The organism is Alkalitalea saponilacus, from assembly GCF_900168165.1.
GTDB lineage: Bacteria > Bacteroidota > Bacteroidia > Bacteroidales > Marinilabiliaceae > Natronoflexus > Natronoflexus saponilacus.
Genome location: NZ_FUYV01000002.1, coordinates 1 through 26,147, shown reverse-complemented (window position 1 = coordinate 26,147; position 26,147 = coordinate 1). Strand labels below are relative to the sequence as shown.

The following is a 26,147-nucleotide window of genomic DNA, read 5'->3' as shown; positions in this document are numbered from 1 at the left end:
TAACCTGAAAATTATTTATAATGGAAAGTCAGGCATTTCAAAAAATATATACCAAACTGAACAACATCACCAAGGCAACAGTAACACTGAACGCGGCTGATGTTGGCTATGATGAAATAGCCACCGTTCACGGCCGGATGGCGCAGGTGGTAAAGTTGATGGGCGACGAGGTAACATTGCAGGTGTTTTCCGGAACTGAAGGAATTCCTACTAATGCGGAGGTTACATTCATGGGACGTCCACCTCAGCTAAAGGTTAGCGATGATTTGGGCGGGCGTTTTTTTAACGCCTATGGAGATCCCATTGATGGAGGGCCACATGTTGAGGGCGAAGTTCGGGACATTGGTAGTCCATCGGTAAATCCGGTTCGTCGTAAGCAACCTTCGCAGCTGATCGCTACAGGTATTGCCGGTATCGACCTCAATAACAGTCTTGTTTCGGGACAGAAGATCCCATTCTTTGCTGACCCCGACCAGCCTTATAATCAGGTAATGGCAAGTGTGGCATTGCGTGCTAAGGCTGATAAAATCATTCTTGGTGGTATGGGATTGACCAACGATGACTACCTCTTTTTCAAAAACATATTTGAAAATGCAGGAGCCCTGGATCGCATCGTAAGTTTTGTTAATACCACTGACGATCCGCCAGTGGAGCGTCTCTTGGTTCCGGATATGGCTCTTACAGCAGCAGAGTATTTTGCCGTTGATAAAAACGAGAGTGTTTTGGTGCTTCTTACGGACATGACGCTCTTTGCTGATGCTTTGAGTATTGTATCCAACCGTATGGATCAAATTCCATCGAAAGACAGTATGCCGGGATCTCTATATTCTGACCTCGCCCGTATCTACGAAAAGGCGGTTCAATTCCCTTCGGGTGGTTCCATTACCATTATTGCAGTAACAACCCTGTCGGGTGGTGATATTACACATGCTATTCCAGATAATACCGGTTATATTACCGAAGGACAGCTGTTCTTGCGTCGTGATACTGATATTGGTAAAGTAATAGTTGACCCATTCCGCTCATTGTCGCGATTGAAACAGTTGGTGATTGGAAAGCAGACCCGCGAGGATCACCCACAAGTGATGAACGCTGCCATTCGTTTGTATGCAGATGCTGCCAACGCCCGCACGAAGTTGGAAAATGGTTTCGACCTTACCGATTATGACGAGCGTACTCTGGAGTTTGCCAAGTCTTATTCTGATAAACTTCTGGCCATTGATGTGAATGTGGATACCGATACCATGCTTAACATTTCATGGGAACTTTTCTCTAAGCATTTTAATAAAGCTGAAGTAGGTATCAAAGGGGAGTTTACCGAAAAATATTGGCAGAAGTAGATGTTCGATTGATTTATCTAATCATCTAATATCTAAAACTCTAAATATCTTTTTTAAAGATGGCAATAAAATTTCAATATAATAAAACATCGCTTCAAACCCTTGACAAGCAGTTGAAGGTGCGCCAGCGAGCTTTACCAACGCTTAAAAACAAGGAGTCGGCTTTGAGAAGCGAGGTGAAGCGCGCCAGAGACATGGCTGCTAAACTTGAAAAGGAGCTGGAACAGGAACTAAGGCGTTACGACGACATGGTAAGGCTATGGGGAGAGTTTGATGCATCACTTTTAAGGGTTGAGGACGTAATTCTGTCGGCGAAGAAAATTGCCGGCGTGCAGACGCCTATGCTTGATGAGGTGAGGTTTGATATTGCCCCGTATAATCCTTTTAACAAACCGGTTTGGTTTCCCGATGGGATTGACATCCTGAGAAAACTGGCCGAAATTAGTATCAACCGGGAGGTGTGGCTCCGAAAAATGGAACTGCTTGAACATGCACGGAAGAAAACCACCCAAAAGGTGAATCTTTATGAAAAGGTTCAGATCCCGGGATTTGAGGATGCCATGAGAAAAATCAAACGATTCCTGGAGGATGAGGAGAACTTATCGAAATCGGCGCAGAAGATTGTTAAAACCCGTCAGGAACAGGAGGTGCAATTATGATAGTACCAATGCTTAAATATTCGTTTCTGGTATATCATGCCGAGTATAAATCGTTTCTAAAGGATTTGAAACACCTGGGCGTGTTACACATAGAAACCAAGCGAAAGGAGCCTACATCAAAAATGCAGGAACTTTTTCGATCACACACCGATCTGACCCGTACCATTGGTCAGATGCGCGACAGGGTTAAGGATAAGAATGTGGAAGGAGACAAACCAGCTTTGAAGAGCGGGGATGAGGTGTTGAATCGCATTCGGGAAGTGGAAGGTAAACTCGAACAGTTGAATCAACAGGTGGGGCATCTTGAAAAAGAAGCTCAGCAGTTAATGCCCTGGGGCGATTTCTCAATTGATCGGGTTCAGGAACTTGAAAATTCGGGAGTTTATTTCCGGTTTTTGGTTTGCCGCACAAAGCAATACAAGCCAGCCTGGGAGGATGATTTTTTTATTCAGGTAATCAGTGATCAGGGAGATTATCGCTATTTTTTAATGATTGATAAGAGCGAGGATAGAACTGAGAATCCCATTGAACTTCCCGGAGCAGAGGAGTTACAATTACCCGATAAATCTTTAGGGGCAATTCGCAAGGAGCAGGAAGAGATTAAAAAGGAAATTGCAATATTTAACTCTGAACTGGATCTTATTGCTGCCCATTGCATGGATGCATTAGAAGCTCATTCTGTAGTTGTGAAAGGAGAGTTGGACGAGAGCAATGCTTGGCATCAAACTGAGAAAGAAGTGGAAGACCAGGTGATGTTAATTGAAGGGTGGGTGCCTAAACCCAAAGTCGATGAATTAAATAGCTATCTGGATAAGAACAATATTCTTTATGTGGCAAAAAACAGCCGCGATGATGAAAAGGTCCCTGTCTTGTTGAAAAACAATCGTTTTGCGCGCTTGTTTGAGCCAATTGGTAACATGTATGAGTTGCCAAATAGCAAGGAGCTGGACTTAGTTCCTTTCTTTGCTCCTTTTTACATGCTGTTTTTTGGATTTGCGTTGGGCGATGCCGGCTATGGTTTGTTGATTATCGCCATTGCCTTTTGGTTAAAATATGCCAAAGTAAAAGATGTAAAATTCAGACGTATTCTTACTCTGGCGCAATGGTTGGGATTATCTACGGTGGTTTTTGGTGTTTTTACCGGAACATTCCTTGGAATCAACCTGATGGAGGCGGAAGTGGCATGGCTTGAGAGGTTTAAAGAGTATATGATTGATCCCAGTTACATGTTCTATCTGGCACTATCTCTGGGTGTGATTCAGATACTTTTTGCAATGGTGCTGAAGATCATAAATATTTCCATTGCACGAAGTTTTAGGTATGCATACAGTACTGTTGGTTGGCTCATATTGCTTATTGGAAGTGGAGTAACGTATGTTCTAAAAATAACAGGAGCATTTGATGAAACAGTTGCATCGTACAGTCAGAATGGGGTGCTTATAGGTTCAGGAGCTTTGATTTTGTTATTTAGTAATCCCAAGAGAAATATTCTGATGAATTTTCTGGCCGGATTATGGGATGTTTACGGAATGCTTACTGGGTTAGTTGGAGATGTCCTTTCATACATTCGTCTGTTTGCCCTGGGAATTTCCAGTGCTATTCTTGGTTTTGTGTTTAACCAGTTGGCATTTAGCTTGAAACCTGATAATATTATTTTAGGTCCTCTTGTGATGGTTCTTGTATTAGTTATTGGGCACAGTATGACCATATTTATGGCAGGGTTGGGTGCCTTTGTCCACCCCATTCGTTTGACATTTGTAGAGTTTTATAAAAATGCCGGTTTCACCGGAGGCGGAAAGGCCTATGCGCCTTTTGCCGAAAAAAGTGTAGAATAAATAATCGTTGATTTCAAATTAAAACAAAAAAAATGGAACCTATTGTATTAGCTTACATCGGAATCGGTTTAATGGTTGGATTAGCCGGAACAGGAAGTGCATTTGGATGTTCAATTGCCGGAAGTGCTGCTGTTGGAGCATTGAAAAAGAAGCCTGATGGATTGGGAACTTTTCTATTATTAACGGCTTTGCCCGGTAGTCAGGGATTATATGGATTTGCCGGTTATTTCTTAATGAGTAATTTTTTTGGACTACTTACTGACCCAACCTGGTTGCAAGGTGCTGCTGTTTTAGGAGCCGGAATGGCTGTTGGAGTTGCTGGTTTGTTCTCTTCTTATGGCCAGGGGACTATTTGTGCCAACGGTATTGCAGCAGTTAGTTCAGGTCATGATGTTGGAGGTAAAACCATCGTTTTGGCTGTATTCCCTGAGCTGTATTCAATCATTGCTTTGGCCGCTGCATTTCTTATTGGTCAATCTGTTGCTTAACTTTGACCATCAACAAAGAGAAACGTTGTCAAAGTTTTGATGCTTTTTAAGCATTCTAAAGTTTGGCTGTTTTATAATTTAGTGTATAATTGAAAAGTGGACGCCTGAAATAAGACGTTAACCAAAAGCTCTGTTGTATTTGTGGAGACGAACATGTTTATTGTTTAGGCATTTTTTTCTGTGCGATACCTATAAAATTTTTGGTTAGTTAAGTGTTTCCTGTTTTCAGACTGTCGCTTTTCTTATATCAATATGACGTTAAATAGCCAGAAAACGATTTTTTTAACAAAAAAAATCGCTTTCTGGCTATTTTTATTATATTTGACAACTGTCTTTGGCCAGATGGTCAAAAGATATTAATCCTTATTTACTTACCCTTATGTATCATTCTATTATGCTAAAATGCCCTTTTTGTAGCCATGAAGGGATACCTGTTTTTGAAAGAAGAATATCTTCCACCGGTTGGGTGTTGTTTGGTTTGCTGCTTTTCTTCTGTCTGCCTTTGTGTTGGATTCCATTTGTAACATCAGGCACAAAAGAGGAAATCAGAAAGTGTGCTAGGTGTGGCAGCAGGCTTGGATAGATTTTGCGTCCTGGAAAGAGATGGTTTTCTAACCATAACAGGAAAAATCATATATTTTCTGATTGTTGTTTTGTGCTCTGCAACATTGCTGTACCCGTTTATTAGCTGTTCAGGAGAATATGGTATAAGTTGTTTGTTTCGCACTCTGACCGGTTTCCCGTGCCCTACATGCGGTTATTCCCGCGCGGTTTGTAACGCTTTAGCAGGTAATTATGGCAACAGTTTCATGCTAAACCCTTTGTGGTTGATTCTTATTATTTATCAGTTTTTTCTGATCTCCATCTCTGTTATATCCCTTTTAAAAAATCGGATGTTTTTTATCTCCTCAAGGATTGTTATTATTTTTGTGGTTATTCTTGGGGCTAATTGGTTGCTGATGTTGGTTTTAGGGTTTGCTGCAGCGGATGGTTTATGAGTTTCAACCTTGTTAAAATATTAAATTATGACTTTTAAAGTGATATTGTTGGCAATAGCGTTAATGGTTGTGGTAGCCATTTTAATGTCTGTGGGGGTGTTTTTAAAGAAAAAAGGAGGAATGGTAAACACCCACGTTGGAGGGAATAAGGAACTGACCAAACGCGGCATTAGTTGTGCCACTTCTCAGGATCGGGAGGAACGGAAGAGGAAATGAAGTTGAATCTTCCATTACAAAATTAAACAGGGTTGTCGTTTACGACAACCCTGTTTTGTTACATATTAAAGTTGGTTATTCTATTTTTTTATGATTCTGCTCATCACTACTTCACCATCAATGTCGGTAATTTTTATCAGGTAAACACCATTTGGCAAATCACTCACATTTAAGCTATGGCTTGATGAATTTACAATAGCTGATCTTACTAATGATCCTGAAATGTTGTAAAGTTTAATGGATGCCATAACATCCGGAGATTGAATTATTAAAACATTCTGGGTCGGGTTTGGTGAAAGACTATAGCCTTTTGCTTCGGCTGAGTTAAACCCTGATTCTATCACCTCTTCAAAATCAGCCCAGGCTCGTGGGACCAATTGTATGTCATCTCTGAACTGTAAAATTACGCCGGTTATATGATATTTTTTATCCGTAATCTCCATATCAATATAATCCAGATCTGCATAAGCTGTACGCAGGATTAGGGTGTAATCCTCCGCATCTTTAAGTTCGTAGCTGGTGCCTGCTTCAAATACCGGATCTTCGGTGTTGATGGTCAGATCTTTGACGCTTACCAGTCTGGCCTGATAGTCGGAAGTGTCATTGGTCAATGCTGTAATCAATGTTAACAACGTGACTTCCTGCGGAACGATTGTGTTCTCAGTGGAGGTGGCTTCACCCGGATCTGTTGCCGGAACAAACTGTAGCATTCCTTCATAATCTGTTAATTGCCCGGTTAAGCCAGTTATTCCGTCGTATAAATCATAATCGCCGGCAATAATACCACTGTTATCATCAATTAAAATGGCTGCTTCACCATCTTTATCCTGTATGTACTTTTGATTACGATTTGAGGTAAAGAAGGTAAATACCACTTCGCCTGTAATTCTGTAATAGTCATTGTTTCTCTCCACTTTCCTGAGGTCTGCAATAGAAGCGACTTCTGTTGGGAATGTGAAAGTGGCAGAAGCTACTTCACTGTCCTCCATTTCATTCTTCTCGGCATAAGCCCAGAGAGTTACGTTCTCCGATACGAGAATCTCCTCTTCGTATAGAACCCAATCTCCTTCCTCTGTTGTTTTGTACCAAATGGTGGCATCTGCAGTTGAAGTTTCAATGGCAACCGGTGTGGGCTCAAAAAGTACTCCTCCGTTTGGTGTTATTGACGGAGTTGCAACCACATTGCTCTCTTCCAGTGCTTCGAAGGCGCCTACGCGCATTCGGTTATTATTGTCTGTATCACCATAAAAAACAATAATAATTTGTTCTGCTGAAAAACTTTGAGCACCATCAGGGAAATAGTATGTGAGAGGATGAAAGTCATCTTCATTGGGAGCCCAGTTAGCGTCAACAACTTCAATAAGTGTAAAGTTTTCTCCTCCGTCAACGCTCAAATGTACCTCACGTTCACTTTTTGGATTATTTCTCCATTCTCTTAACCACAGCCTGAAACCGCCAAGACCATCTATTGGTAAAAGGTTTGTGATGGTTAAGTCGTCGCGGTTTCTTAAAGAATAGTTAGATTCCTCAAATGTGACGTCTGTATCACGTATTGAATTTTCAGCCGTAAAGTACCACCCTCCTTCTTCATAATGTTTTAGGCCATAGGAGGTCGCACCAGATACCAAATCCCAGTTTTCCTGTATGGAGAACGTTGTCATAAATGGCACAACCATAGGATCCGGGAAATCGAAAAATGCATGGGCGAGCGGACTGTCATTCATTCCGTCTTTTTTAGTTTTTGCCCAAATGTGCGTGGTTTCAGTAATGGTTATGGCTCCGGTGTATTCAATCCATTCCGGTTCGTCTGCATCGGGTGCGGTGAAATTATACCAGATGGTACCATCTTCGGTGTCGGTTGTGATGTTTACTTCAATGGGTTCAATAAAATAACCTCCGGCCGGATCAATTACCGGTATGGCTGCAAGATTATCATTGATATCAGATTCCTCAAAATCACTTAAAAACCTCGGGATAAAAATGACCAGATCGTCTTCCTGAAGAATGACACCTGTCAGATTTTGCCAACTGTCGGGGATGGGTTCATCAAGATAATCTTTATCGGGGTATGGGGTGCGCATGGTCAGGGTGTTGCCATGTAAGTCACGCAGTTGATAAGCTCCTCCTTGTGAGAATTCTGTGGCTTCGGAAATGATAAGTACATTTTCCATTTTTACCAGTTGCCCCTGATAATCGGCGGTGTCATTGGTGAAAGATGTTTTCAAATCATCAATTGATAACGTTTGGGGAGTCATCTCATTGTTTTGTGAGGCAGCACTTCCCGGATCAACAGAAGGTACAAACTGCATCATATTTCGGAAACCGGTGATTTGGCCTGTAAGGCCTGCAATGCCGTCATACAACTCATATTCAGTGGTGATGTTTATACTGTTGTCATCAATAAGTAGAGCATCGCTGCCATCCTTGTCCTGAATATAAACCTGGTTTCGGCTATTTTCGGTAAAGTATGTAATGACAACCTCTCCTGAAATGGTGTAGAAGTTGTTGTTTCTTTCAACCTTTCTAAGTTCAGCAATGCTGGCAACTTCAATGGGGAAGGTGTAAGTAGCGCTAACAACATCGCTGTCCTCCATTTCGTCTTTTTCTGCATACGCCCAAATGGTGGTGGTTTCAGAAACCATAATGGCCTCTTCGTAAAGAATCCAGTCTCCCTCTTCCAATGTTTTGTAGTAGATGTCAGCATCGGTGGTTGTGGTGGTAATTGAGACTTCTGTGGGTTCAAACAGATTACCTGATGCCGGAGAAAAGGCTGGGTTGGCCACTGCTTGTGGAGCATCGGGGTCGAAGGCTGTCCAGGTTAGGTTGTCGATGACTAACTGCCTGTTTTGTGTTCCACCAGTTATATGCCTTATTTCAATTGTAATATCACCATCTATATTAATATTATCTACAGAAAACGTGTGAATGGTTTCATCAGCTCCTGAGGCACTGCCAAATGCCTGCGACTGTGCAATAGGTTCACCATTGATGACCAACTCAATTTGACGATCACCGGTTGATGTAAACGCTTTTCTCATTTGGACTGAGAAATTTCCAATTCCACCAGTGATTGTTGATGAAACGATTCGGCTGTTTTCACCAGATCTTCTTAGCAAAACACCTTTCCCATCAATAGGGTAAGTCTGCTCGCCAGTAACATGATAATAATTCCAAGTTATACCATTATTCCCAACAAAAAAACCATCTCTATAGGTTCCTCCATCAGGGATGTTGTGATTTTCAAAATCTTCAAATCCCTGAGCCTGCATAATTCCTATGCCAGCCATTAGGAGAAAAGATAGCAATAGTAAACAATTTCTGGGTATCAAGTTTGTCATAGTAATACAGTTTTAATGATTTGTTTTATTTGGTCATAAATTTAGTTTTTATTTGTCGGTTGTTCAAGTTGATTTTAGTCAATTATTTGTTAACTGTAAACGCTACTTTCTAATAATAAAAAAAATAAACCACAAAGTTCACGGAGTTATACACAAAGAGCGCAAAGGCTAATAACCTTTGCGCTCTTTGTGTGTTCTTCATGTTCTTTGTGGTTAAATTCTCTTTTTAGAACCTAACTCTAAAGCAACAGATTTAAGTTTACTTTTTAACAACTTTCTGCACTGCGATGGTTCCATCTGCATAGGTCAGTTTAACCAGATAAATTCCACCTGGCAAGTTGCTCATGTTCAAGGTTACTTCGGTAGAGTTCTCCACAGAAGATACCACCAAACTACCAACGGTATTGAACACCTCCACTGCACTAATCACCTCAGCCGCGTTGATGTTCAGGATGTTCTGCACGGGGTTGGGGAAGATGGCAATATCGCCTGCTTCATTCAGAGGAATATCTACGGTCGATGATGGGGTTATATCCGCTGATGATCGTGGAACCAGCCTAAGAACTGCAAATCTTTGGTGAATAACTCCGGTAATATCTTGCGCTGCTGTTGGAATAGCTGTGCCAACAAAATCCAAATCATTGGCATAAACCCTTAAGGAGCCTGATCCGGTCTCATCGGAGATGTCATATGTTTCAGGTCCTGCAAAGTTATCATCAGTACCAGGGGCAATGGTTGTTTTAAGGATGGTTACTAACATTGCCTGATGATCTGTGGTTAAGTCCTCTAAAGTTACTACCTCTGGGATGATATAATTCTCCTTGCTATTTGCTTCAGGCGTATTGGTGGCGGGAACTAACTGCAGCATATCCTGAAAAATATTCAGTGATCCCATAATGTTTTCAATACCATCGTACAGATCGTACTGGGTTGTAATGACTCCATCTCCATCATCAATTAAAATGGCACCTGTTGCATCTTGAACAAATTTCTGATTGCGATTACTCGTGGCAAAAGTAAGAATAGCCTCCCCGGTAAGATGGTAATAAGTTCCATCAGTATTTCCTTCACGCAACTCGGATATGGTGCTAACTTCTATTGGAAATTGAAATGTAGCAGAGGCAACATCACTGTCATCCATTTCGTCCTTTTCGGCATAAGCCCAAATGGTTGTGGTTTCAGTAATGTTTAAAGCATCAGTATAAACTTCCCATTCATCCTCTTCATTGGTCTTATAGAAAACTGTTGCACCATCCGTGGTACTGCTGATGGTAACTTCTACATCCTCAAAAAAGTTTCCGCCGTTGGGTGAGAAGGTGGGGGCGGAGACTTTTGTAGATGAAATTACGGATCCTAGAACTTCAAAATCATTAAATCTTAAATTCCCAGTACCTGACGCTGCATATCCCCAAATTCTAAAGGAGATTTTTTGGGATGTGTTTTCTATTAGGTTTTCAGTGAAGGAAAATGCATCTAAGTTATTGGCATCCGTACTTTCTACAGAACCATCTATAATGAGCGTGTTTTCATTATTCACAAAATTATCGAAACTATATTTTATTGTTATTTTTTGAGGGCCAGCAGCAGTTCGACCAAATCGGAAATTAAGTTTAGATATAATTAATTCAAAACCGGGTTTTGGTTCAATTGCAAATGCTAAATACTTTTCATCTTTATCAAATTCTGGTTTGGTGCTCCATGAAGAAGAGTTGCCAATTCTTCCTCCTTCTCCATTTTGAAAACCAAATGTACCTGCAGATAATGACACATCTGTTGCTTCAATGCCAGGGTTTACAGCGCTTGCCTCTGTGTTATCATTGAAATTCCAAGTTGCTAAGATCTCTTGGGAATGTGTGAAGTTCCAATTCAAGAATGAAAATGTTAGAAGAATTAAAACCGTTTTTTGTCTTTGTAAAATTCGTTTCATAATTTCATTTTTATATTTAACATTAAAATTCGGGTAATCAATTTTCTTTAAATTCAGAAGCAATCATTGTTTTTTACCTCTGCGCTTTAGCGTCTCCGCGTTTAAACAACACCAATTCTATAAATATAGAACAAATATTTATCCCATAAAATGACAGATGTTGGATATGGCTGGTTCCACGTTTTATCTAAAATCATTGACTCAAAAAAAATAAAATGCTTTGCGTCTCTCTGTCTCCGCGTTTATTCATCTAAAGGTAGCATCTAATGTTCAAATTTTCAATAATAACATGTAAAGATTTTGTTACTTGAATGGGGGAGGGATTTAAAGTGTAAATAAAACACTATAAACTATTGAGTTTTTTCCCGGATGTATTATCTTGCAGCGCTATCCTTGCCACTTAATCACTAAAACCTGAATAATATGCGAAAGATTACAGTATGTTTGTTGTTTTTTGCATTGCTGTTCCATGCTTGGGGGCAGGATGCAAACCGGTTTTTTCCGGAGGATAGGTTGTTGATTCCCGGTGCATTTTACTATCCGGAGCACTGGCCTGAACATCAGTGGGAAAGGGATTTTGAAAAGATGGCTGAGATGGGGTTTGAGTTTGTACACATGGCAGAATTTGCCTGGGCATTTCTTGAACCAAGCGAGGGGGTTTATGATTTTGATTGGCTGGATCGAGCCATTGATCTGGCAGCCAAAAACGGTCTGAAAGTGATGCTGTGTACTCCCACGGCCACCATTCCGGTGTGGATGGGCATCAAATACCCAGATACTTATCTTATGAACAATCAATACCGACGGGCTGAGCATGGGTCAAGGCAAAACAACTCGCTGGTTAGTGGGAAGTACATCGAGTTGTCAGAGAAGATTATTCGTGAAATGGCAAAACGTTATGGCGACCATCCGCATGTGTGGGGATGGCAGCTTGACAATGAGCCTTATGCCAAGGATGACTACAGTCCGGCAGCACAGGAGGCATTTCGCCAATGGCTGAAGAATAAATACCAAACCATTGAAGCGCTGAACCATGCTTGGGGAACCGCATTTTGGAGCATCACCTACAGCAGTTTTGACGAAGTGCGGATTCATAATACAGGTGCCATTGACTGGTGGGGTAACAATCCCCACGCTGTATTGGATTTTAGAAGGTTTACAGCATGGGTGCAAGCCAACGATCTTGATCGGCAGGCTTTGATTTTGCGGGAATATATCAATCCCGATCAGTTTATTACCACCAATTATGTGGCTGTGCCGGGCAACGCCGATCCACGATTGACCGAAAATCTGGATTTTATCTCGTATACTTCATATCCCAATAATGGAACACCCAATTTGGGAGAGTACGGATTCAGGCTGGGAAATCATACAGCGTTAATGCTGGCCAACGATTATTTCAGACCCATTAACGGAGTTACAGGAGTTTTGGAAATTCAGCCGGGACAGGTTAATTGGGCCAGCTCAAATCCGATGTTAATGCCGGGAACTGTTCATATGTGGCTGTACCACAGTTTTGGTGCCGGTTCCCGTTTGGCAAGTTCCTACCGCTTTCGGCAAAAGATATATGGTGTAGAGCAATATCATGATGGGATGTTGAGGACTGATGGGGTAACACCTTCTCAGGGAGGTGAGGAGTACATCACCTTTATTGAGGAGTTGAAGATGCTTGAAGGAATGGATGTTGATACGGAAATGCCGGAGGATTACGCGGCAAAAACAACAGCCATATTGTGGAGCCACGATAATATGTGGGATCATAACCGCCAACCTCAGAATGATCGTTGGAACATCTGGAATCATACCCTGAAATATCATCAAATTTTAAAATCCATCGACGCGCCGGTGGATTACGTTTCGGAATCATGTGACTGGAGTCGTTACCCAACATTGATTGTTCCGGCCTATCAGTCGGTAGATTCAGTGTTGGTTGAAAAACTAACAAACTATGCAAAAAGGGGAGGTACCCTGGTTGTGACATGCCGCACAGCAAAGAAAAATAGGTTTGGTCATTTCTGGGAGGCCGGCTGGAGTGCACCAATTTATGATCTGATTGGAGCGGAAATTGAAGGTTACGATATGTTGCCGGGTTATAAGCACGCCACTGTAGAAATGAATGGCAAGGAGTTCAAATGGAATAGATGGGGCGAACTATTGAAACCTTTTAAAGATGAATACGCAGTGGCGAAATATTCAGATCAGTTTTATGCAGGAAAGAGTGCGGTTGTTCAGAGGGAAATAGGGCAAGGGACTGTTACTTATATAGGTGTGGATACTGAAACAGGCGAGTTGGAGAAACAACTGATCAAGGGATTGTTTAAAAATCGGGGGCTGCCGGTTTCAAATCTCCCCGAAGGTGTTTTTTCTTATTGGCGCGATGGTTTCAGAGTGGCAGTGAATTACAGCTCCGAGGTGTATGAAATGCCCCTGCCTGAAAACGCGAAGATTGTAATAGGAGAGAAGAAACTTCCATCTCCGGGAGTTTTGGTTTGGATAGAGTAAAGAGCTGTTTAGATTTTTCTGGCCGTCAGATTAATTTAAAGAACTAAATAGATTGCAAAGAGTAAGCGAAGAGGTTGTCTAAAAAGTAAATTTAATTTTTCCATATATTTCAAATAGTAAATTGCACGTTAATAATTCACCCTTAAATCGCCTAGGGGGACTTTAAGCCTCCCACTTGGTGGAGGTTTGCAGAGGTGAAAGCAAGGTTGTTTTACAAATTGTAAGTATTGAATATTATAAAAAGACTTTTTGGGCAGCCTCTTTTGTTTTTAAAGTCTCTTCAATTTTAATCTTAAACTATTACTCACCACTGATACCGAACTCAATGCCATAGCTGCGCCCGCCACCATTGGGTCGAGAAGAAAGCCGGTAAACGGATAAAGTACGCCAGCTGCTACCGGAATGGCAATTATGTTATAAATAAATGCCCAAAAGAGATTCTCTTTAATGGTTTTCACCGTTTGTTTCGACAGTTGAATGGCTTTAGGAATCTGCTCCAAATCAGACGACATCAAAGTGATTTTTGCCACATCCATGGCAATGTCGGTGCCTTGCCCCATGGCAATGCTTACATCTGCCAAAGCAAGCGCTTCACTATCGTTAATTCCATCGCCCACCATGGCAACTTTTTTACCTTGTTGGCGGAGTTCTTTTATAAACTCTCCTTTTTGCGATGGAAGCACTTCGGCTTTGAAGTTTTTAATTCCGGCTCTCTGTGCAATGACTTTTGCCGTTTCCTTGTTGTCGCCGGTGAGCATATAAACTTCAATGCCGTTGGCATGAAGTTTTTCAACAGCTGAGGCCGAAGTGGGTTTTATCTCGTCGGTAATGGCCATTACAGCCATTACCCGGGTTTTGTTGGCAAAGTAGACAACCGTTTTGGCTTCATTGTGGAACTGTTCAATTTTTGGTTTCCACTCCGAAGGTAGTTTTATTTCATTCTCATCCATCAATTGGAGGTTACCCACAAACCATTTTTCGCTATTTACAATGGCTTCGGCTCCCCTTCCCGTAATGCTGGCAAAGTTCGATACGTCAACTTCACTTGTTTCCAAATTTTGCAGTGCTTTACAAACGGCATCGGCCAGGGGGTGTTCCGATTGTGATTCAATGGCCAACAGGATGGATCGAAGTTTCGATTCTTCTTCAGGATTCCAGATTTGGTCGGTTACTTCAGGTTTTCCAATGGTCACCGTTCCGGTTTTGTCCAGCACCACGGTGTCGACACTGTGAGCCAACTCCAGACTTTCTGCATCTTTTATTAAAATTCCGTTTTCTGCACCTTTACCCACTCCAACCATAATGGCAGTTGGTGTGGCAAGCCCCAATGCACAGGGGCAGGCAATAATCAAGACCGTAATAAATGCCAGTAATGCCTGTGTAAAGGCATTTTGCTCTGATAGAAAAAACCATGCAATGAAACTGATGATGGCGATGACAATGACCACCGGCACAAAAACAGAGGCAATTTTATCCACCAGTTTTTGCACAGGTGCTTTGCTGCCCTGTGCTTTTTGAACCATTTCAATGATTTGCGAAAGCATGGTCTCTTTGCCAACTTTTTCGGCCACAATTCTCATGCTTCCCTTCTGATTTACAGTTCCTGCCAGCACCTGATCGCCGCGCTGTTTCTCCACAGGAATAGGCTCACCCGATATCATACTTTCATCAACAAAAGATTCCCCAAACACCACTTTGGCATCCACCGGAATTTTGTCGCCAGGACGAACCAACAAAATATCTCCTTTGTTGATTTCGGAGATGTCAGTGGCTATGGTCTTTCCGGTTTTATCAATTTTTATTACCTGCTTTGGCTGCAATCCCATCAGTTTTCGAATGGCCGATGAGGTGTTTGATTTGGCTTTCTCTTCAAGAAAGCGGCCAACCAGAATGAATGCGATGATAACTGCAGCGGCTTCAAACCAAACGTGAGCATGCAGCCCCTGACGGTGCCAGAACTGCGGAAACAGGGTGTTGAATACACTGAAAACATAGGCAATCCCGGTACTCAGCGCTACCAGTGTGTCCATGTTGGCGGAGAAGTTTCGTGTCTGTTTCCAACCATTGATGAAGAACTGGCGGCCAAATACCATTAAAACAGGTGTGGTTAAAGCCCACATGATATAATTGGCATACGGCATGTTCATGAAAAACATGCCGATGATCATCACTGGAGTTGCAAATGCCAATGCCCACCACATGTTATTGCGAGCCTTGTCATGAGTCTTTCTCTGGAGATCATCCTGCTCAACGGATTCGTCAATTAGTAGGTCGTATCCAATGTTGTTCAGAACATTTTTAAACTCATTGGGAGATACCAGCGAATCATCATATTCAATAAATGCCGAAGCATCGGCAAAATTCACCGATGCGCTTTTTACCCCATTTTGTTTTTTTAGTGTTTTTTCGGCGTTGATGGCACAAGAGGCACACGAAAGTCCCGTAATGGCATATCTTTTATTTGTTGCTGAAGAGTGGTTCATCATGTTTCTTTTTTGTTGATTATTATTCAACAAAATAACAAAACCACCGGGTTTTGTGTGTTATACTTTTTCGTAAATGATTTACATCATTTACAGATTGTCCAGTGAATTTCGTTTTTTCTCTTTAATCTTTCTGAAATGAGTGGGTGTTAAGCCGGTTATTTTTTTAAACTGACTGCTGAGGTGAGCCACGCTTGAGTAGTTGAGTTTGTCAGCAATCTGGCTCAGCGAAAGCTCGTCATATACCAAAAGCTCCTTCGCTTTTTCAATTTTTTGCGTGATGTAGTATTTCTCAATGGATTTTCCTTCTGTTTCGCTGAAGAGGTTGCTGATGTAATTGTAATCGTAATTGACCTGGTTTGATAGATAGGAGGAAAGGTTGATTTTGATACCCTCTTCAGAATGATGAATGAGTTTAATAATTGATGTTTTTATTTTTTCGATGATTTGAGCTTTTTTTTCTTCGATTAATTTAAAACCGATAGGTTTTAAATTGCTCTCAATTAGGTTTATCTGTTCAGGATTTAGTTCTTCCTTTATCTCAACCTCACCCAGTTCTGTTTTTATTACATGAAAGCCAGCCTCCTTAAACAGATTTTCAATCACCAGAATACAACGGTTGCAAACCATGTTTTTAATATACAACTTCATATATTTTGTTTAAAAAGTAACAATCAAATTAATGATGGGTTGATAAATGTTTTCAATTTTTATACATTTATTTGATTTTAAAAATAAATATAATGATTCTAACTCGCTTTATCCTTGTTTTAGTTGTGCTAAGTATGGTTTCCTGTGCCTTTGAGAAGCCAATTGACCGTTACAGCCTTGTTAACCGTCATAATATTGAGCATTCAGATCCTGATATTTATAACAGCCTGACCGTTGGTAATGGTGGATTTGCTTTTACAGTGGATATTACCGGCTTGCAAACTTTTCCGGAAAAATATGAGACTGGTGTGCCTTTGGGAACGTTCTCTGATTGGGGGTGGCACTCATTTCCCAATACAGGAAATTATTCTTTTGCTGATGTAACTCGCTACTATCAGGTTGGCGACGATTCCATTCCCTATTTTTATCAGTTTGAAGACGGAGAGGACAACCGTGAAAACAGAGCCACAGCCTGGTTGCGGGAGAGCCCTCACAGGATTCATTTAGGAATTATTGGCCTTGAATTGACAAAATCAGATGGAAGTCCGGTTTCGTCGGAAGATATTGTTAACCCGCAACAGAAACTGAATTTGTGGACTGGGGAAATATCCAGCAAATTCTACTTCGATGGCCTACCGGTGGAAGTTATTACCTTGTGTGATCAAGAGGCCGATCGTGTAGCTGTAAATATACATTCCGATTTAATCAAGACGGGACAGTTGGCAGTTAATTTCCGTTTTTCATATCCCCGATCAGAAAAATTTAACTCTGGTCATGACTTTTCGAGACCTAAGGATCATTCTACGACATTGCGATGGGAGGAGGATGAGAAAGTTGTGTTTTCAAGAGAACTGGGTGAAATCGTTTATCATGCATCCCTCCAATGGGAAGGTGCGGCATCAATCAATAAAAGAGAGGATCATTACTTTGTGCTTCGACCGGACAAAAATAGCAATACACTTACTTTTGGTGCATTATTTTCAGAAGAGCAAAGCGATATTATGTTTGACTTTAATGACGTAAGGTGCACAAATCGTCAGGCATGGAGCGAATTTTGGAACAGTGGTGGCGCTGTGGATTTCTCCGGTTCAAAAGATGAAAGAGCTTTTGAGCTGGAGCGGCGGGTGATTCTTTCTCAGTATTTAACCAAAACTCAATGCACCGGACCATATCCGCCGCAAGAGACTGGTCTTACCTACAACAGCTGGCATGGAAAGTTTCACTTGGAAATGCATTGGTGGCATGGCATTCACTTTATTCTTTGGGGACGAGAGGATTTAATTCTTCAACAACTTGAGTTCTATTATGATATCAAGGACAAGGCACGTGAAATGGCTCAAATGCAAGGATATGAGGGCGTGCGCTGGCAAAAGATGACAGATCCTTCAGGGGTGGAAAGCCCAAGTTCAATTGGCGTTTTTCTTATTTGGCAACAACCCCATATCATCTATTTTGCCGACCTTTTATATCGTTCGATGGGAAATGATTCTTCTGTAGTTGAGAAGTTTACTCCGTTAGTTATGGAAACAGCGGAATTTATGGCCAGTTATGCGCGATACGATGCAGACAGGGATGAATATGTACTAGGTCCTGCTTTAATTCCTGCTCAGGAGAGATTTGCTCCCGAGATAACCATTAATCCTGCATTTGAACTGGCTTATTGGCATTGGGGACTGGAAACTGCGCAACAGTGGCGCGAAAAAAACGGACTCGAGCGAAATCCGGAATGGCAGGATGTGATTGATAAATTGTCCCCTCTCCCCATGAAGGACGGACTTTATCTTTTTACCGAGTCCGCTCCAGATTCTTATTCAAATGAAAACTACCTGACCGACCATCCGATGGTGTTAGGGCTTTTAGGAATTTTACCGGAAACACCCATGGTTGATCATGATTATTTAAATAATACTTTGAATGCCATTTTGGAAAAATGGCATTGGGATACTTGTTGGGGATGGGATTTTCCAATGGCTGCGATGAACGCTGCAAAATTGGGGCGACAAAATTTGGCGGTGGATTTATTATTAATGGAAACAATAAAGAACACCTATCTTCTTAATGGACATAACTATCAGGATGATGATCTTTCATTGTATTTGCCGGGAAATGGCGGGTTGCTTACCGCGGTTGCCATGATGTGTACCATGCAAAATAGAAAGACTAAATCCGGATTTCCTGATGACGGGACATGGAAGGTGAGACATGAAGGTCTTAAGCCACTTCACTAAAGCTACAAATTATTAGGGCGTTTCCGGCAAAGAGAAAGAGAATCGTGATCCTTTTCCAGGTTCCGATTGTAGTTTTATTTCGCCGCCCAATAGTTCAACATAGGCTTTGGATATGGCAAGTCCTAGACCGGAACCTCCTGCACGTATGGTGTGGTCTCCTTCTACTTGCCTGAAGCGGTCGAAAATCAGTTTATGATGAATTTTATTGATACCAATACCTGTATCTTCGATAACAGTTGAGTCTAACAATGATGAGTCTTTACAAATTTGTCAGCAAATCCGGCCAATTTAAAATCCTTATCAGTTATTCCACCTTTGTCGTGGGTTGTGAGAGATATTTGCACTTTGTTGTATGAGTTGCTCCAGTCTGGGTGGTGATCCATTTTTTCTGCTTCAAGAGCAAAGGCTGTCATGAACGAAAAGGCCTCAATAAATGTAGAAAACTTTAACCCTTTATGAAGTGCTCCATCTTTAACCTCCCAGTTGTTCAACTCTTCTTTTGCCATCTTTAGAGCTTCTTTTTCGGAATATGTTTTCATAAGTGGTTTTTAATAAAATGTTTGACTTTAATCAGTTCAAAGATTCAGTTTCTCAGGAATCTTGCAAGCCCTTACAAGTTATGTTTCTTATCTGTCTATGTCAACAGAAACCAGGTTATTGTTGTATCATCTTTTCCAGATCACGTTTAATGTTGATTTCATCAATGTTGATTTCTCCAAACTCGTTTTCGATTATGGCAAATTTCTTGTTTTGTGATGTTTTTAAAAGATGATTAATGAGTGTGGTTTTACCGGATCCTAAAAATCCGGTAAGAATGATCACCGGTATGGGAAGTTTGTTTTGCATGATATTTTTCATCAAACATAATCAAAATTGTATATTTGATTATCGGTATTAAACCATTTTTTTACTGAAATTTGGTCATATGTTACGTTTGTTTATACTGGTATTGCTGCTGTCGGTTTCATCCGGATTGTTTCCAAGTAAAGGCGACATCCAGGAAGATACCTGCTATGTTTATGTGGTTCAAAATCGATGGCACACCGGACTTGTTTTTCGGGTAGATGATTTGAATGCCGATATTTGGCCGGAAGCAGAAGGTTTTGATGGTCGCAGATGGGTAGATGTTGGTTGGGGCGATGAACATTTTTATCAGGCAGATGGAAGTCCGGTTCATTTGGCAGCACGCGCAGTTTTATGGCCTACCTCCAGTGCTTTGCAGGTTTTTCCATTTATTAATCCCTTGCGTTTGGCTTATGGAGAGCGGGCTCGTATTTTAAGAATTCCGGTAAGTGAGTCGCAATTATTGTCTTTAATGAAATATGTTGCCGACAGTTATATACGGGATCAGTATGGGAGAGCTCAGCCGAGTTCAGTATATGGTGAGAGTCGGCATTTTTTCAGGGCAACACAAAAATATCACCTCTTCAGAACATGCAACACATGGGTTGTTAATGGATTTAAGGAAGCAGGATTACCTGTGCGATCCTTTTGTGTTTTAAATGCTAATCAATTATTTCGGCGTTTATCAAAGATTCCTGGAGCAGAGTTTGAATAATTATATTTTTATCCTTATCCAAAATGAAGAAAACTACTATTTTGTCTATTGATGGGGGAGGCATTCGTGGCATCCTTCCGGGAGTTGTTATTGCATATATTGAGCAACAGCTTCAAAAAAGAGAAGGAGAAGATGTTCGGCTGTCGGATTATTTCGACCTGATTGCCGGAACAAGCACGGGAGGAATACTTTCATGTTTGTATCTTACACCCAATGAGGAAGGAAGACCTAAGTTTACAGCTTCTGAAGCGGTATCCCTCTATCTGGAAAATGGTTCTTCAATTTTTAATCGACCATGGTATCGAAAGATTTCGAATCCCGCAGCTCTTTTTAAAGCCAAGTACGATGTTGAAGCCCTGGAAAAGATCGTATTGTCATACCTTGGGGATGCCAGACTGAGTCAATGCGTTAAGCCCTGTCTGATTACTGCATACGACTTCTTTCAGCGACGGAGCATCTTCTTTAATAAAAAAGATACGCTTAAGGGAGAAATTTTCGATTATTATTTGCGCGATATTGCCCGATCCACATCTGCGGCGCCAACCTATTTTAAGCCATCCCGGATTTACTCCGTTTTTAATGCACCATTGTCTCTTATTGATGGTGGCGTTTTTGCCAATAATCCCGCAATGTGTGCTTACGCAGAAGCACGGACATCTGATTTTTCAAGGTTGTTGGATCGCTCTGATAAACCTGCCTTCCCGGGTGTGGATGATATGCTGGTGATTTCAATTGGAACCGGATCAAAAGGGGAACCTTACCATTTTAATAAAGCCAAAAAGTGGGGCGTGGCAGGATGGTTGCCGCCATTGATTGATATTTTGATGTCGGGAAACTCGGAGACTGTTGATTATCAGTTGAAACAGTTGTTTGCTACTTCTAAAAATGAAGAACGAGGTGGTTATTACAGGTTAGCGCCTTCCGTGGGTGAGGCTTGCACAAAATTGGATGATGCTTCTCATAAAAACATGAAACTGCTCGAAGAGGCGGGCCGAAGTTTTGTGGCAGAAAATCGAGAGATTTTAAATGAAATTGTTGATTTATTAATATTGAATAAGTAAATCCCTTATTGAACGGTTGTTTGAAACTGCTTAAGAAGAGATTGTGTAACTTTTTTGTTTTTGAATAAAGCAATTGGTTATGGCGTATTCAGGTAAATATTTGGATACCATCATAGCTTTGATCTTCTCAGTGAAAATACCATTTTTATAACCTGAATTATTCAGGTTATAAAACAGATGACTAAAAAATGTCCAAGCATCAAAACAATAGACAAAAATTGCAGGAAGGGTTTCCCGGCCAACGAATGATTGTCCTACCTGACAAACTGATTGAAGATGTTGCCATCAGTGATTTGACTTCAGCCTTATTTCTGACCGATGCCGGCTTTTATCCTCGTGCCCGATTTCATTTCAGGGAACGTGAATCGGGGTGCAGGGAGTATATTCTGATCTATTGCATTGAAGGTAGAGGAGTTATTGAAATACCTGAAAACAGGCTTAAAATCACACCCAATTCCTTTTGTATCATTCCTCCTGACACACCTCATACCTACTTTTCGGATACGAATGATCCCTGGAGCATTTATTGGATACATTTTCGGGGGTTATATGCTCCTCATTTTTTTTCTAAATATGCACCTTTGGGTGAGATACATAACAGAGAAGTTTTTTTTGATGAACGCAGACTTAAATTAATAAACTCTGTCCTATTTGCATTGGAAGATGGGTTTGCCAGCCATAACATTGAGTTCGTAAATCTAAATATGTGGCAAATAATAACTTCTTTTCTTTACCAGGATCTTTATAGTGGAAATGTTTCCGGGAAAGATAGTAAAGTTACGGATGTTGTGGATTTGATGAAAGTTTCGATGGATCAATCATTAACCATCCAGGATATAGCTGAAAAAGTGAATTGTTCTCCTTCTCATTTGTATGCTCTTTTTAAAGAGCATACCGGTTATTCTCCTCTTCAATATTTTACTCAGTTAAAAATTCAGAGAAGTTGCTACCTGCTGAGTTTTTCCGATCTAAGCATCAAAGAGATTTGTTGTAAAATTGGCATTGCTGATCCTTTTTATTTTAGCCGATTGTTTAAAAAAGTGATGGGTCTATCACCTTCTCAATACAGAAGAAAACACAAAGGATAGATGGATGGCTTATGCTCAATCCTCTAATTTTTAGGATCGGGGCCTCGTATAAGGTTTTAGGAATAATCATAGTTTTGTCCATGTGATTTAAAAAATGTCCATTTCTATTTATTAATGTTATTTGGATATTTGTAATTGAGATGAATTATTTATCCGTAATACTTTAACCATCTGCCATTGGATATGAAATAATATAAGATATTCCAGAGGGTTGTAATGTTCTTATTTCAATATTTTAAGTTTTTTATCACAATAATTTTATATGGAGCATGAAACGAGTCCCGAGGCTTCGGGACTCGTTCTCCCGAAGTCTCGGGAGCCATTGAATAGCAAATTATAGACACATGAAAAATAAACTGTTAATCATCCTGTTTTTATTCCTACTTTCATTTCCGGCATGGTTGATGTCAGGAGGTAAATATCATATTGATTTGTCGGATGTAAACACGGAAGTTTTACGTGGGCACCTCGATTTAGGTGGTCAAAGTTTATCCGGAGAAATCATCGAAGTCAATAGTTTTTACATCGAGCGCAACGGTGAACCTTATATTCCTGTAATTGCAGAGTTTCATTACAGTCGTTATCCGCGGGAGTATTGGGATGAACAGATAAAAAAAATAAAAGCCGGTGGTGTCACCGTTGTTGCCTCCTATGTGTTTTGGAATCTTCATGAATTTAAAGAGGGGGAATTTGATTGGAGCGGAAATCTTGATTTGAGACATTTCGTTGAGTTATGCGGAAAAAACGGATTGGACGTGATTGTGCGCATAGGACCATTTGCACATGGAGAAATGCGCAACGGAGGCTTGCCCGATTGGCTATATGGCAGGCCTATAGAGGTGCGTAGCAACGATCCGGCTTATCTATATTACGTTAATCGGTTGTACCACCAGATTGGAGAGCAACTGTCCGGGCTTATGTTTAAGGATAATGGGCCCATCATAGGAATTCAAATTGAAAATGAATATCAGCATTCGGCAGCACCATGGGCTTTTACATACCAGGGAGCTCCCAGGGAAAACACGGTAGCCAGACGCGATGTGGATATTACCCAAATTGGTGTAGGTGTAAACGAGTTTGGAAATGAATTTGCCGGACTTGGCCGGGATCACATGAAAACCCTGAAGATGTTTGCCATTGAGGCAGGTATGGAAACGCCTATTTATACAGCTACAGGGTGGGGGTATGCCACTATTGTCGAGAAGGGCTCCATTCCTGTTATGGCCGGTTATGCATATCCTTTCTGGGTGCCTGATAATCGACCATCGCCATTTTATCTCTATAAAAACATTCATAGAAATCCTGATTATTCCCCTGTAAGTTATGATGTGAATCTATATCCATCTATGGCTGCAGAACTGGGAACCGGTATAGCTGTCACTTATTCCCGTCGCCCAAGAGTACCTGGTGAGAGTTTTCTTCCCATGATGGTGCGAACAGTGGGAAGCGGAACCAATGGTCTGGGATTTTATATGTACCATGGAGGCACGACTCCTTCCATAGGTAATTTTTTTATGACTGAAGGGTTTGGTCTCGCCAATAAATCTTATGATTATCAGTCTCCCATCGGAGAATTTGGGAAGGCCAGTGTGGGATATTACCCTCTGAAACTGATCAATTATTTTCTGCAAAGCTATGGAAATGTACTTGCCCCTTTATATCCTGTTTTACCTGAATCAAATGAATCAATTACGCCCGATAACACTGAGACTTTACGCTATGCAGTGAGGACTGACGGAATATCCGGTTTTATCTTTATGCATAATTTTCAGGATAGAATTGCCATGCCAGATCATCGGGATCTGCATATTAATGTCAATACCATTGAGGATTCTTTTCGATTCCCCCATGATGGAACTTTTACATTGAAATCTGAAGCTTCCGGGATTTTTCCGTTTAATCTGGATTTTGATGGCGTTTTTCTTCATCAGGCAACAGCACAACCATTTATGCGCTTCGAAAACGATGGACGCGTTTATCATGTGATGGTAGCCATTGAAGGTTTTCATCCACAATTGGTTTTAAATGGAGATACAGATGTTTCAGGAACCGGAATAAAAACTGAACTCATTAATGGTCGTAAAGTGGTATCATTTCCTGATGACCGACTTTCGGAAATGGTTTCCAATGATGTTTCTTTTCTGGTTATTCCCTACGAAATGGCTTTGAAGGCCTGGTTGACAGGAAAGGCAGGTAATCAGCATCTGATTATCAGCAATGCTCTCGTGCTTGAAGATGAGAAAAGTCTTTCACTTATCAGCGATCATCAAACAGATATATGTGTCCGGGTTTATCCTGCCATTAGAGATTTACGATCTGGTGAGGCGAGCGTAAAAAAACTCGAGCAGGAACTTGCTTCTGTTTCGGGTTGGATATTGTCTATTGATCCAAAAGAGCCAGTCCTTCAGTTGATTCCCTCGGGCGATCGTCATTTTGTATTGAGAGCTGAGCAGTTGGATATGAATGGGATCAATGATGTGTTTATCACTTTCGACTATCGTGGTGACAGAGCTGTATGCATGATGAATGGAGAATTGATGACCGATCACCTATATACCAGTGCTCCATGGACGATTGGATTAAAGAGATATGTGGAGATGCTGAAAAACCATGAAATGTATTTCTATTTCATTCCCATGAGAAGCGATGCTCCTTATTTGAACTGGCTCGATGAAGAAGTGGTGCCTGATTTTGGCGAAAGACGTGAGTTTTTGGAAATCAAAGAGCCTGAAATTTCTGTTGAGTACCGCATTGACATCATACTTGATAAGAATTAATTATGAATAAGATTATTGGTATAGGCGCTTAGACCGCCCAATATTTTTTTTAATGCTACTTTAGTAGCATGAATGAACGAAATAAATTTAAAGGCGTGAACTCAATTAAGTTCTATAATGCGTTTCCTTCTGAAAATGATTGCTACCGTTATCTGGCTGATGTCAAATGGTTCGAGAACGGTTATCAATGCAAAAAATGTAATCATACAAAGTATTACAAAGGCGTAAAACCATTTTCAAGACGATGCATGAAATGCAAATATGATGAAAGTCCAACTGCAGGAACCATGTTCGACAAATGTAAATTTTCTTTGCACTTAGCTTTTCACATTGCTTTTAAGATAAGCACCAAGAAGAAAGGAATGTCTTCCTTAGAGTTATCTCAGGAATTTGAATTGCGCCAAAAGACCTGTTGGGAGTTTAAATGGAAAATTCAACAAGCCATGCAAAGCAGCAAACAGCATACAATCAACGGTATAGCTCATGTTGATGAGTTCTATATCGGCGGGGAGGAAGAAGGCAAACGAGGTCGAAGCAAAGGAGACAAAAAGCTTGTAGTTGTCGCCCTCGAGATTGTTGAGGGCGGTGTTGGACGTGCCTATGCTCAATGCATCGACAATGCTTCTGCTGCTTCCTTTCAGCCATTCTTTAAAACATACATCAGCAAGGACACAAAAGTCATAACCGATGAGTGGAAAGGGTATATTCCTCTAAAAAAGACTTATCCCAATCTGGAGCAACTAAAATCAGAAAACGGGAAAAGTTTTCAGGATATCCATATCCACATAATGAACCTCAAAGGATGGTTACGAGGGATTCATCACCATTGCAGCAAAGACCGTCTTCAAGGATACCTTGATGAGTACCATTTCAGATACAATAGGCGGTCTAATATGGATACAATATTCGATTCACTCATAAAAAGAATGGTTTTCAATAATCCTATTCGTTTACAATCAGTTAATTAACTTGGGCGGCTTAAACGCCTATACCAATAA

Annotated in this window: 21 protein-coding genes; 14 read left to right on the top strand and 7 right to left on the bottom strand. The window is 40.9% G+C overall.

Features of this window, described 5'->3' with window-relative positions; genetic code table 11:
- Positions 1-20 precede the first annotated feature (20 nt).
- The 7 genes from B5X70_RS02250 to B5X70_RS02220 all read left to right on the top strand — a co-directional run bounded on the left by B5X70_RS02250 (position 21) and on the right by B5X70_RS02220 (position 5,536).
- Positions 21-1,340 carry a V-type ATP synthase subunit B gene (locus B5X70_RS02250; protein WP_079556253.1) on the top strand — a complete coding sequence of 440 codons (1,320 nt, stop codon included), beginning with the start codon at positions 21-23 and terminating at the stop codon, positions 1,338-1,340.
- A 59-nt stretch (positions 1,341-1,399) separates the two neighbouring features.
- Positions 1,400-1,999, top strand: a complete 600-nt coding sequence (locus B5X70_RS02245; protein WP_079556252.1) for a V-type ATP synthase subunit D — start codon at positions 1,400-1,402, stop codon at positions 1,997-1,999.
- The gene (locus B5X70_RS02240) at positions 1,996-3,834 is read left to right on the top strand and encodes a V-type ATP synthase subunit I (RefSeq protein ID WP_079556251.1); all 1,839 of its coding nucleotides are present in this window, start codon (positions 1,996-1,998) and stop codon (positions 3,832-3,834) included. The genes B5X70_RS02245 and B5X70_RS02240 overlap by 4 nt, the downstream gene beginning before the upstream one ends.
- Positions 3,835-3,866: 32 nt before the next feature.
- Positions 3,867-4,322 (top strand): V-type ATP synthase subunit K, encoded by a 456-nt coding sequence (locus B5X70_RS02235; protein WP_079556250.1) that lies wholly within the window; start codon positions 3,867-3,869, stop codon positions 4,320-4,322.
- Positions 4,323-4,701: 379 nt separating this feature from the next.
- Complete coding sequence (locus B5X70_RS18545) at positions 4,702-4,905, top strand: LITAF-like zinc ribbon domain-containing protein (protein ID WP_079556249.1); 204 nt, start codon at positions 4,702-4,704, stop codon at positions 4,903-4,905.
- Entirely contained in the window at positions 4,877-5,320 is a 444-nt protein-coding gene (locus B5X70_RS18540) for a DUF2752 domain-containing protein (protein ID WP_079556248.1), read from the top strand. The genes B5X70_RS18545 and B5X70_RS18540 overlap by 29 nt, the downstream gene beginning before the upstream one ends.
- 27 nt (positions 5,321-5,347) lie before the next feature.
- Positions 5,348-5,536 carry a hypothetical protein gene (locus B5X70_RS02220; protein WP_079556247.1) on the top strand — a complete coding sequence of 63 codons (189 nt, stop codon included), beginning with the start codon at positions 5,348-5,350 and terminating at the stop codon, positions 5,534-5,536.
- Between the two features lie 80 nt (positions 5,537-5,616).
- Here B5X70_RS02220 and B5X70_RS02215 read toward each other — a convergent pair whose 3' ends face one another.
- Positions 5,617-8,874 carry a chitobiase/beta-hexosaminidase C-terminal domain-containing protein gene (locus B5X70_RS02215; protein WP_079556246.1) on the bottom strand — a complete coding sequence of 1,086 codons (3,258 nt, stop codon included), beginning with the start codon at positions 8,872-8,874 and terminating at the stop codon, positions 5,617-5,619.
- A 259-nt stretch (positions 8,875-9,133) separates the two neighbouring features.
- Entirely contained in the window at positions 9,134-10,801 is a 1,668-nt protein-coding gene (locus tag B5X70_RS02210; RefSeq protein ID WP_143255011.1) for a T9SS type A sorting domain-containing protein, read from the bottom strand.
- Positions 10,802-11,224: 423 nt separating this feature from the next.
- Between B5X70_RS02210 and B5X70_RS02205 the strand changes: the two genes are divergently transcribed.
- Positions 11,225-13,303 carry a beta-galactosidase gene (locus B5X70_RS02205; RefSeq protein WP_079556244.1) on the top strand — a complete coding sequence of 693 codons (2,079 nt, stop codon included), beginning with the start codon at positions 11,225-11,227 and terminating at the stop codon, positions 13,301-13,303.
- Between the two features lie 269 nt (positions 13,304-13,572).
- Here B5X70_RS02205 and B5X70_RS02200 read toward each other — a convergent pair whose 3' ends face one another.
- Both B5X70_RS02200 and B5X70_RS02195 read right to left on the bottom strand, forming a co-directional pair.
- Complete coding sequence (locus tag B5X70_RS02200; RefSeq protein WP_079556243.1) at positions 13,573-15,789, bottom strand: heavy metal translocating P-type ATPase; 2,217 nt, start codon at positions 15,787-15,789, stop codon at positions 13,573-13,575.
- Between the two features lie 87 nt (positions 15,790-15,876).
- Positions 15,877-16,437: a helix-turn-helix domain-containing protein gene (locus B5X70_RS02195; RefSeq protein ID WP_079556242.1), complete on the bottom strand. Its 561-nt coding sequence runs from the start codon at positions 16,435-16,437 to the stop codon at positions 15,877-15,879.
- 92 nt (positions 16,438-16,529) lie between these two features.
- Between B5X70_RS02195 and B5X70_RS02190 the strand changes: the two genes are divergently transcribed.
- A complete protein-coding gene (locus tag B5X70_RS02190) occupies positions 16,530-18,665 on the top strand; it encodes a hypothetical protein (protein WP_079556241.1) in 2,136 nt (711 codons plus the stop codon).
- A gap of 12 nt (positions 18,666-18,677) precedes the next feature.
- Here the strand turns inward: B5X70_RS02190 and B5X70_RS02185 are convergent, their stop codons facing one another.
- From B5X70_RS02185 to B5X70_RS02175, 3 genes are all read right to left on the bottom strand, one after another.
- The gene (locus B5X70_RS02185) at positions 18,678-18,914 is read right to left on the bottom strand and encodes an ATP-binding protein (protein ID WP_157666503.1); all 237 of its coding nucleotides are present in this window, start codon (positions 18,912-18,914) and stop codon (positions 18,678-18,680) included.
- On the bottom strand, positions 18,908-19,204 hold the full coding sequence (locus B5X70_RS02180; protein ID WP_079556239.1) for a 4a-hydroxytetrahydrobiopterin dehydratase: 297 nt from the start codon (positions 19,202-19,204) through the stop codon (positions 18,908-18,910). Before B5X70_RS02180 ends, B5X70_RS02185 begins: the two co-directional genes overlap by 7 nt.
- A 115-nt stretch (positions 19,205-19,319) precedes the next feature.
- Positions 19,320-19,511 carry a GTP-binding protein gene (locus B5X70_RS02175; protein ID WP_079556489.1) on the bottom strand — a complete coding sequence of 64 codons (192 nt, stop codon included), beginning with the start codon at positions 19,509-19,511 and terminating at the stop codon, positions 19,320-19,322.
- Between the two features lie 79 nt (positions 19,512-19,590).
- Between B5X70_RS02175 and B5X70_RS02170 the strand changes: the two genes are divergently transcribed.
- From B5X70_RS02170 to B5X70_RS02150, 5 genes are all read left to right on the top strand, one after another.
- Positions 19,591-20,223: a DUF2459 domain-containing protein gene (locus tag B5X70_RS02170; protein WP_079556238.1), complete on the top strand. Its 633-nt coding sequence runs from the start codon at positions 19,591-19,593 to the stop codon at positions 20,221-20,223.
- A gap of 23 nt (positions 20,224-20,246) precedes the next feature.
- Entirely contained in the window at positions 20,247-21,284 is a 1,038-nt protein-coding gene (locus B5X70_RS02165) for a patatin-like phospholipase family protein (protein WP_079556237.1), read from the top strand.
- Between the two features lie 188 nt (positions 21,285-21,472).
- Positions 21,473-22,372: a helix-turn-helix domain-containing protein gene (locus B5X70_RS02160; protein ID WP_079556236.1), complete on the top strand. Its 900-nt coding sequence runs from the start codon at positions 21,473-21,475 to the stop codon at positions 22,370-22,372.
- 344 nt (positions 22,373-22,716) lie between these two features.
- A complete protein-coding gene (locus tag B5X70_RS02155) occupies positions 22,717-25,149 on the top strand; it encodes a beta-galactosidase (protein ID WP_079556235.1) in 2,433 nt (810 codons plus the stop codon).
- A 68-nt stretch (positions 25,150-25,217) separates the two neighbouring features.
- The gene (locus B5X70_RS02150; RefSeq protein ID WP_079556234.1) at positions 25,218-26,117 is read left to right on the top strand and encodes an IS1595 family transposase; all 900 of its coding nucleotides are present in this window, start codon (positions 25,218-25,220) and stop codon (positions 26,115-26,117) included.
- Positions 26,118-26,147 lie beyond the last annotated feature (30 nt).